General features: G+C 70.7%; 2 protein-coding genes and 1 pseudogene. All 3 read right to left on the bottom strand.

Annotated features, from left to right (window positions below; translation table 11 throughout):
- On the bottom strand, positions 1-674 hold a 674-nt coding region (locus FV223_RS26250; protein WP_147729676.1), incomplete at its 3' end, for a four-carbon acid sugar kinase family protein.
- 1 nt (position 675) lies between these two features.
- Positions 676-1,716, bottom strand: coding sequence for a 2-keto-3-deoxygluconate permease (locus FV223_RS26245; protein ID WP_147729675.1), 1,041 nt, complete (start codon positions 1,714-1,716; stop codon positions 676-678).
- Between the two features lie 185 nt (positions 1,717-1,901).
- Positions 1,902-2,028: pseudogene (locus FV223_RS26240) on the bottom strand (IS630 family transposase); the annotation flags it as partial.

Genomic DNA, 2,028 nt, shown 5'->3' with positions numbered 1-2,028 from the left:
GCCGGCGTGTTGACGAGGTCGCGCCCGAGCGCGACCGCGGCGGCGATGCGATCGAGATCCGCCTGGGTCTCGGCATCGCAGACGGCGACGACGTCGCCCGTGGCGGCGACCTGCCCGAGCGCCGACGCGAAGCCCGGGCCGCGCACCGTGACCAGCGGCACGGCCATCGTCCGGATCCCGGCCGTGCCCAGCACGAAAGCTAGGTCGGCGTTGGCGTAGCTGTGGTCCCGTGCCCAGACCTCGGCCTCCTCGAGGGGGCGCCCGTCGACCTGGACGCGCCCGCCGACGGTCGTCCGCCCGGTGGCCGGAAAGGCCGGGGCGCAGATCCCGAACACGGTTCCGGCGAAGCCGGCCTCGGCGCGGCCCTTCAGGTGACGGAGCGCGGCGGCGGTCTCTGCGGCGGGCTGGCCGCGCAGGGTCGAGTCGATCTTCTTGAACAGGATCCGGTCCGGATCGTGGAGGCGCCTCAGGCATTGGGCGTGCCGCTGCGCGGCAGCCGCGGCGGAGAGGCCCCGGCTGTCGGCATCGTAGGACAGCACCGGGAGATCCGCCGACCCGCATCCCGTCGCGGTTCCCCACGTCACTGCCGCCGCTCGGCCGCGACGACCGAAGGCGATGGCGCAATCGGCGGCGCCGGTCAGGTCGTCGGCGAGGATGAGCCAGCGCTCGGCCATGTCAGCGCCCGGCGACGACGCGGTCCGGCTCGGCCGTGCGGCCGGCAGGCGCGCTCCCCGTGACCTCCGCGACTTCGCCTTCGGCCCCCACGGGATCGCCGAACCGCCGCGCGGCCCAGGCGGTCGCCACGGGGACGAGGATGGCCGTGACGACGACGCAGGCGGCCACCAGGATCGTCGCCGGACCTGCGGCGTCGGCATAGGCCGGGTTGGCCGAGGCCACGATCGCGGGCACCGCCGCGGCGTTGCCGGCCGTCGAGGCGGCGGCGATCCCCGCGACCCCGGTCCCGCCGGTGAGCCGGTCCGCGAAGAAGAGCGGGATGCCCGTCACGATCACCACGGCGACGCCCATGGCGACGCCGAGGAGGCCCGCCTGCCAGACCTTGGTGAGGTCAAGCCCCGCACCGAGCGCGAAGGCGAAGAACGGGATCATCACCGGGATGGCGCGGCCGAGGAAGGCGCGCATCTCGCGGTCGAGGTTGCCGATGATCATGCCGACGAGGAGCGGCAGGATGGCGCCGACCAGCGTCTGCCAGGGAAAGGCCGAGAGTCCCGCGACCCCGAGCGTGACCATGGTGAGGAACGGCCCGCTCTCCAGCGACATGACCGTGTAGGCGCCCACGTCGCGCGGGCGGCCGTACTGGCCCATCAGCGCCATGTAGAGGCCGCCGTTCGTGTCGTTCATCGCGGCGACCACGGCCAGGGTGGACAGGCCCGCGAACATGCCGGCGGCGACCGGCGCCTCGCCCAGGACGCGTCCGAAGACCAGGCCCAGAAGCACGGCGATGCCGACCTTCACGAGCAGCAGGGTGCCGCCCTTCCTGGCGATGTACGGCGTCGCGCGGAAATCGATGCTCGCCCCCATGCACACGTAGAAGACGGCCAGGATCGTCAGCGCCCCGGAGAACAGGGCGCCCGTGAACGAGCCGAAAAGCTTCGGCGTGCCGGGGAAGAAGGTGGCGATGAGCGCCCCGGCGAGCAACGGAACCACCATCATGCCGCCGGGCACGGCTTCGATCGCCCGCTTGATCGGGATCTGCATCTCGGGCTCCTCCCTGCGCATTTTGCGCAGATTTTTTCATTCTTGCGCCGATCAAACCCACAACGATGTCATGCGGCGCATTCATTCTGCACTGTTTGCGCAGTTTGTCTACAAAGTCGTTCAAACCGCGCGATCCTAAACGTTCGACCAGCACGACAGATGCTGCATGGGGCGCCGTGTCGATCCTAGTGGTACGAGTCTAACACTTGGTGCCCGCGCTTTGCGGCCTGGATGATGCGATCCGGGTCGGCGGTCCAGACGAAGGGCTTCGGATTGCCGTTGCTCTCGGCGATGAAGCGTTTGATGGCGGCC

The sequence above is a fragment of the Methylobacterium sp. WL116 genome (assembly GCF_008039455.1).
Taxonomy (GTDB): domain Bacteria; phylum Pseudomonadota; class Alphaproteobacteria; order Rhizobiales; family Beijerinckiaceae; genus Methylobacterium.
This window is presented reverse-complemented; position numbering and strand designations above follow the sequence as displayed.